This is a genomic window from Arthrobacter sp. B0427-1-12, assembly GCF_059092905.1.
This window is the reverse complement of record NZ_JBNHIC010000009.1, coordinates 104,990-111,070: the sequence shown is the minus strand read 5'-3', so window position 1 is coordinate 111,070 and position 6,081 is coordinate 104,990. Positions and strand designations below refer to the sequence as shown.

General features: G+C 67.2%; 5 protein-coding genes. 2 read left to right on the top strand and 3 right to left on the bottom strand.

Annotated features, from left to right (window positions below):
• Positions 1-36 precede the first annotated feature (36 nt).
• Both AC5RWU_RS08510 and AC5RWU_RS08505 read right to left on the bottom strand, forming a co-directional pair.
• Positions 37-573 carry a YbhB/YbcL family Raf kinase inhibitor-like protein gene (locus AC5RWU_RS08510; RefSeq protein WP_494030430.1) on the bottom strand — a complete coding sequence of 179 codons (537 nt, stop codon included), beginning with the start codon at positions 571-573 and terminating at the stop codon, positions 37-39.
• A gap of 51 nt (positions 574-624) precedes the next feature.
• Positions 625-1,542 carry a carbohydrate kinase family protein gene (locus AC5RWU_RS08505; protein WP_494030431.1) on the bottom strand — a complete coding sequence of 306 codons (918 nt, stop codon included), beginning with the start codon at positions 1,540-1,542 and terminating at the stop codon, positions 625-627.
• A gap of 63 nt (positions 1,543-1,605) precedes the next feature.
• On the opposite strand from AC5RWU_RS08505, the gene AC5RWU_RS08500 reads away from it, so the two are divergent.
• Complete coding sequence (locus AC5RWU_RS08500; protein WP_494030432.1) at positions 1,606-2,712, top strand: GTP pyrophosphokinase; 1,107 nt, start codon at positions 1,606-1,608, stop codon at positions 2,710-2,712.
• Between the two features lie 16 nt (positions 2,713-2,728).
• On the opposite strand, the gene AC5RWU_RS08495 is transcribed toward AC5RWU_RS08500, so the two are convergent.
• Positions 2,729-3,772: a LacI family DNA-binding transcriptional regulator gene (locus AC5RWU_RS08495; protein ID WP_494030433.1), complete on the bottom strand. Its 1,044-nt coding sequence runs from the start codon at positions 3,770-3,772 to the stop codon at positions 2,729-2,731.
• Positions 3,773-4,075: 303 nt separating this feature from the next.
• Between AC5RWU_RS08495 and AC5RWU_RS08490 the strand changes: the two genes are divergently transcribed.
• Entirely contained in the window at positions 4,076-6,019 is a 1,944-nt protein-coding gene (locus AC5RWU_RS08490; protein WP_494030434.1) for an acyl-CoA dehydrogenase family protein, read from the top strand.
• The last annotated feature ends 62 nt before the right edge of the window (positions 6,020-6,081 follow it).

Genomic DNA, 6,081 nt, shown 5'->3' with positions numbered 1-6,081 from the left:
GCCCCCGGTCCACCAGGACCGGGGGCCGCAGCTTTGTCACCTCCGCCGCTCGTACGTTCCGGTGACCTCGGCGCGCCCCACGGTGTGCTTCCGCAGCCCGTCCTCCAGGTCCTTGGGCCGGGCCGACGGCGCAAGGCTCAGCGATTCGACGTCGAGCGCATGCACCGAAAAGACATAGCGGTGCGGGCCGTGGCCCGGCGGCGGGGCGGCGCCCACAAAGCGCTTCTTGTGCGCGTCGTTCTCCAGCTGGTGGGCGCCCTGCGGAAGCCCGGTGCCGCCGTCGTCCCCCGCACCGCGCGGCAGTTCGGTGACCGACGCGGGGATGTCCGCGACCGCCCAGTGCCAGTAGCCGCCCGCCATGGGCGCATCGGGATCGAAGCAGGTGACGGCAAAGCTCCGGGTGCCCTCGGGGAAGCCGCGCCAGGACAGCTGCGGCGAGACGTCCTCGCCGCCGGCGCCCAGGATCCCGCTGACCTGGGCGTTGCCCAGCTGCCGGCCATCGGCGACATCCTCCGACGTCAGCTCGAAGGCGGGGACGTCGGGAAGCCCGGCGTGTGGATCTCTCTTCTTCATCTTTCGCCCTTTCTCACTGTTCGTGCGAAAGGCCGGCGCGGCCTGAGCGGGCTACCGGCCCAGTTCCTCCTGCGTCGGCGGATTGGCCCCGGCGCGGGAGACCGTGATCGCGGCGGCTCTGGCCGCGTAGTCCAACAAATCCGCCAGCACCGCCGTGGAGATCCTGCGCAGCGCTTCACGCCGGCCGGAACCGTCCAGCTCGCGGTTCACAATGGCCGCCAGCAGCGCTGCCATGAAGGAATCGCCGGCACCCACCGTGTCCATCACGTCCACCACCGGCGCCTTCGCCGACGCCTCGCCGGAGGCAGCAACTCCCCACGGTCCCTTGGAACCGCGGGTGACGACGACGATGGCCGGCCCGCGGGCCAGCCAGTCGCGGGCGGACTCCTCCACCGGCCGGTCCGGGTACAGCCAGAGCAGGTCCTCATCGGAGGCCTTGACGACGTCGGCCAGCGCCACGAACTTCTCGGCCTGGGTCCGTGCGTGGTCCCGGTCCCCGATAATGCTGGGGCGGCAGTTGGGGTCGTAGCTGATGGTGGCCAGCGGATGGGCGCGTTCGACGGCGGTGAACACGTCGCGCGCGCCGGGCTCCAGCATCGTGGCGATGGAGCCGGTGTGCAGCAGCGAGGTTCCCTCCAGCAGGAACGGCAGCCGGGGCTGCAGGCTGGGCAATTCCCATACCAGGTCGAAGGTGTAGCTGGCGCCGCCCGCAGGATCGAGCCTTGCGGTGGCCACGCTGGTCGGCTGGTCGTCCGGCGGAAGTGGAACCAGCACGGAGTTGGTGCGGAGGTGGGCCGCGATCATGTTTCCGTACTCATCCCGGCCGTAGCGGCCGATGAACTGGGCCGGGTGCCCCAGCCGGGCCAGGCCCACGGCCACGTTCATGGGGCTTCCGCCCACATGCGGGCGCGGCGGGGACGTATCACTGACAACGACGTCTACGAGGGTTTCCCCCATCACGGTGAGCACGGAACCAACATTACAGAACGGCCCTGTCTTTGGCAGGAGGACGGGCCTTGGTAGATTGCTCATGTGCCCACTCCATGGAACCTGCTGGACGAGCGGCTGCGGCCGGCCGTGGCGGCCAGCACCCACGAGTACGCGCGGCTGCGCCCGTACCTGGAGGCCGTGACGCTCGAGGTGCAGGGCAGCATCCGGGCGGCGTTCGACGACGCGGACGTCAAACCCCTCTTTGTCACCTCCCGGACCAAGTCCATCGAGTCCTTCCGGGACAAGGCCTCCCGGATCAACGAACCTGTGGATCCGGGAGCGGCCCCTACCCTCCAGTTCCCCGATCCACTGCGGAACCTCACCGACCTGGTGGGAGTGCGCGTCATCACCACCCTGCCGGCGGACAATTCAGCAGCGGCCGCGGTCATCAAGCGGCAGCGGCATATCTTCGATATCCGCGGGGACCGGGAAAAGGATATCGGCAGCATCGAGTCCGGCACCTACGGCTACTCCAGCCGCCACCTGATTATCCGCACCATCCAGAACGACGTCGTCAAGCAGTACCAGAAGATGCGCGACCCGGCAGGCAAGCCCAGCGGCAGCTATCTTTTCGAGGTGCAGATCCGTACGGTCTTCGCCCACGCCTGGTCCGAGATCGAGCACGACATCCGCTTCAAGGCCGCCAATCCGAAAGCCTGGAGTCCCTATTTCGACCGCCAGTTCACTGCGACGGCGGCGATGCTGGAAACGGTTGAATCCGCCTTCTCCGAACTGCACGAGCGCTACGATACAGTCACCAGCTACTGGGATCCCGACGGCGAAGGTTCAGTTCCACTGACACCGAACCGCCTCCGCGAAATCTGGCAGACCCTGCTTCCGCACGTGGACCGCAAGGCCGACGACGACTGGGGCTGGGCGGCAGAACTGGTGCGTGCCCACGGTATGCGGACCACGCTGGACCTAGTGGACCTGCTGCAGGCGGAAACCATCACGACGGTCCGCCGGGCGCTGGAACACCGCTACTCCCCCGGCCCGGACCGCCTGCTGGACGACCTGCTGCTGTGGAGGTTCGGACCAGACCACATCGAGCTCACGGCGGAGCCGGCAAACGCCGCCGACACACCGCGGCGGGACAGCCTGCAGCGCCGGTACCAGCAAATGGAGCGGTACCGGAAGCTGCACGGCTGACCTCCGGCGCCTCGCTTTACCCCGCGCTCAGCCTTGCCACGCTGGGGGCCAGGGTGGTTCCGCGGTTGTACAGGCGCCACGGAGCCGCCCTGCGGACACCCTGCGGCGGCGCGCTGCCCTGCAGCCTGGCCACCAGCAGATTCACCACCTGCTCCAGGATCGGTTCCGGTCCGACGCTGCTCAGCGGCGGATCGGATTCCAGTCCCTCCTTGGAGTTGCCCACGCCGATGATCTCCACATCCTCCGGTACGCTCAGCCCCAGCCGGAAGGCCGCCCGCAGGGCGGACAGTGCCTCCTGGTCGTCGCAGGCGAAGATCGCCGTCGGCCGGTCCGGGCGCTGCAGCATCGCCAGCACCTGGTCGTAGACGAACCTGCCTTGGTTCTCGGCAGTCGTGACCAGGGTCGGATCGATCGCCAACCCGGCCTGTTCCATTCTGGCTTCGAAGTCCGAGAAGCGGCAGCTGCCGTGGCGGATCGGCGAATCGCCGCTGCGGCCGATGCAGGCAATGCGGCTGTGCCGCGATGTCAACTGTTCCATCGCTTCGGCGATACCACTGGCGGTCTCCGGCACCACCACATCGAAGCCGTCCGGCTGCATGACCTCGGACACCACCACCTGCGCCACGCCGCGGCTGGCCAACTCCATCACGGTCCGGTCCTCGGTGACGGTGTCCGGCACGTAGCCGATGATCACTCCGTCGGCGCCGCCGGCGAGCATGAAGTCCCGCCACGCCGTCGCTCCCAGCAGCACCAGCGGCTGGTACCCGTATTCCGGGAGGATCCGGGCCGCGGTCTCCGCAATGGCGCGGTCCCAGGGCCAGTCCAGGTTTCCGACGGCGACCGCCACCAGATCCGTCCTCCCCCGCCGCATTCCGCGGGCGGCCTGGTTGGGCACGTACCCCAGCTCCTTGGCGATACCGAGGACCTTTTCCTTGGTCGGTTCGCTGATTCTGGTGGTCCCCCCGGACCTGCCGGACAGTACGTACGAGACGGTGGCGAGTGAGACGCCCGCCTTCGCCGCAACATCCCGAATCGTTGGTTTAACGCGTCGCGTCGTCATAATTGCTCCTCTTCCCCCAAAAAGATGCAGCGCAATGTTCACAATAGCCGTATTCAATTGGCCAATGTGCAATGGACCATATTCTACGCACATTTTCCGGGATGGATGCATAAGTATCCTCTGGCTGCATCCGTCCCGGACCTCCAGCTTACGAAGCTCCGCAGCACTTGGGACCCGTCCCGTCCTCCGGCCCTAGGTTTCTCCAACTTTCCGGACCGGCGGAGCCTTGACCGGCGTGGGTAGCATTTAACTTATTTAGCTGACGGGCCTGCACCGTTGCGGCCCGGGCGAAAGGGGCCTCCAATGAGCGCCGATGTTGACGAACAACCGTCCGTGCCCGCAGTAAGCGAACAGGCTGCCCGCGAGGTTGCCGAAGCAGCCCGCGAATCAGAATGGACCCGCCCAAGTTTTGCCAAAGGGCTGTACCTGGGGCGCATGGAGCTGTCGCTGATCCACCCCCAGCCGCGTCCGGATCCGGAGGATGCCGCCCGCGGTGAGGAATTCCTGGCCCGGCTTAAGGCCTGCTGCGCAGCCATGGACGGGCAGCGGATCGAACGCGAGGCCCGGATACCCGACGAATACCTCAGGAGTTTTGCGGACCTCGGAGTGTTCGGCATGAAGATCCCGGTGAAGTACGGCGGGTTGGGCCTGACCCTGGCCTACTATGGCCGTGCGCTGGCGATGCTCGGCTCCGTTCATCCGAGCATCGGAGCCCTGGTTTCGGCCCACCAGTCGATCGGAGTACCGGAGCCGGTCAAGGTCTTCGGGACCGAGGAACAGAAACAGGCGTTCCTGCCGCGCTGTGCGGCGGGCGCCGTGACCGCGTTCCTTCTGACCGAGCCGGATGTCGGCTCGGATCCGGCACGCATGGCCGCCACGGCCACACCTTCAGCGGACGGTTCGGAGTACATCATCGACGGCGTGAAGCTCTGGACCACCAACGGCGTCATCGCCGAACTCGTGGTCGTAATGGCGGCCGTCCCCCCGCACGACGGCGGCCACGGCGGCATCACGGCCTTCGTGGTGGAGACTGACAGCCCGGGCATCACCGTGGAGAACCGCAACTCCTTCATGGGGCTCAAGGGCATCGAGAACGGTGTGACCCGCTTCCACCAGGTCAGGGTGCCTGCCGCCAACCGGCTTGGCCGCGAAGGACAGGGACTGAAGATCGCCTTGACCACCCTGAACACCGGCCGCCTCTCGCTGCCGGCCCTGGCAATCGCCGCGGGCAAATGGTCGCTCAAGATCGCCCGCGAATGGTCCAGCGAGCGGGTGCAATGGGGACGGCCCATCGGCAAGCACGAGGCGGTGGGCCAGAAGCTGGCCTTCATCGCCGCCACAACCTTTGCCCTCGAAGCCGTCTTTGAGCTCTCCGCCGGACTGGCCGACGCCGGCACCAAGGACATCCGGATCGAAGCGGCCCTGGCGAAACTCTGGTCCAGCGAAATGGCCTACCGGATCGCCGACGAACTCGTACAAATCCGCGGCGGCCGGGGCTATGAGACGGCCGATTCGCTGGCCGCCCGCGGCGAGCGGGCCGTCCCTGCCGAGCAACTGCTGCGGGACATGCGCATCAACCGGATCTTCGAGGGCTCCACGGAGATCATGCACCTGCTCATTGCCCGGGAAGCCGTGGACGCGCACCTGGCAGCGGCAGGGGACCTGGCGTCCGCCGATGCGGATATCCGCGCCAAGGCGGTCTCGGCAGCCAAGGCGAGCGGCTTCTACGCAAGGTGGCTGCCCCAGCTGGTCGCCGGCGAGGGAACGTTGCCGAACGGTTTCACTGAATTCGGCCAGCTGGCCAAGCACCTGCGCTTCGCCGAACGTGCCTCCCGGAAACTGGCCCGGCAGACGTTCTATGCGATGGGCCGCTGGCAGGCCAGGCTGGAACATAAGCAGGTGTTCCTGGGCCGGATCGTGGATATCGGCGCCGAGCTTTTTGCCATTACGGCCGCCTGCACGCGGGCGGAGACGCTCCGCGCCGAGGATCCTGCGCAGGGCAAGGAGGCCTACGAGCTGGCGGATGCTTTTTGCCGGCAGTCACGTGTGCGCGTGGATGAGCTCTTCGACCGGCTGTGGCGCAACACGGATGCCGCGGACCGGGTCCTTGCCGGCAAGGTGCTCGGCGGCGAATACAGCTGGCTCGAGGAGGGGATCCTCGACGTGTCCGAAGGCACCGGACCGTGGATCTCCGAGGACCGGCCGGGGCCGTCCGGGAAGGAAAACCTGCTGCGCCGGTACCGGTAGATCATGGCGGAAGCAGCTGCAAAAGCGAAGGCCCGGAACAGCGTTACTGCCGTTCCGGGCCT

Coding starts and splice junctions, on each gene's coding strand:
- AC5RWU_RS08490 (WP_494030434.1), top strand. CDS start 4,076: ATGAGCGCCGATGTTGACGAACAACCGTCCGTGCCCGCAGTAAGCGAA.
- AC5RWU_RS08510 (WP_494030430.1), bottom strand. CDS start 573: ATGAAGAAGAGAGATCCACACGCCGGGCTTCCCGACGTCCCCGCCTTC.
- AC5RWU_RS08495 (WP_494030433.1), bottom strand. CDS start 3,772: ATGACGACGCGACGCGTTAAACCAACGATTCGGGATGTTGCGGCGAAG.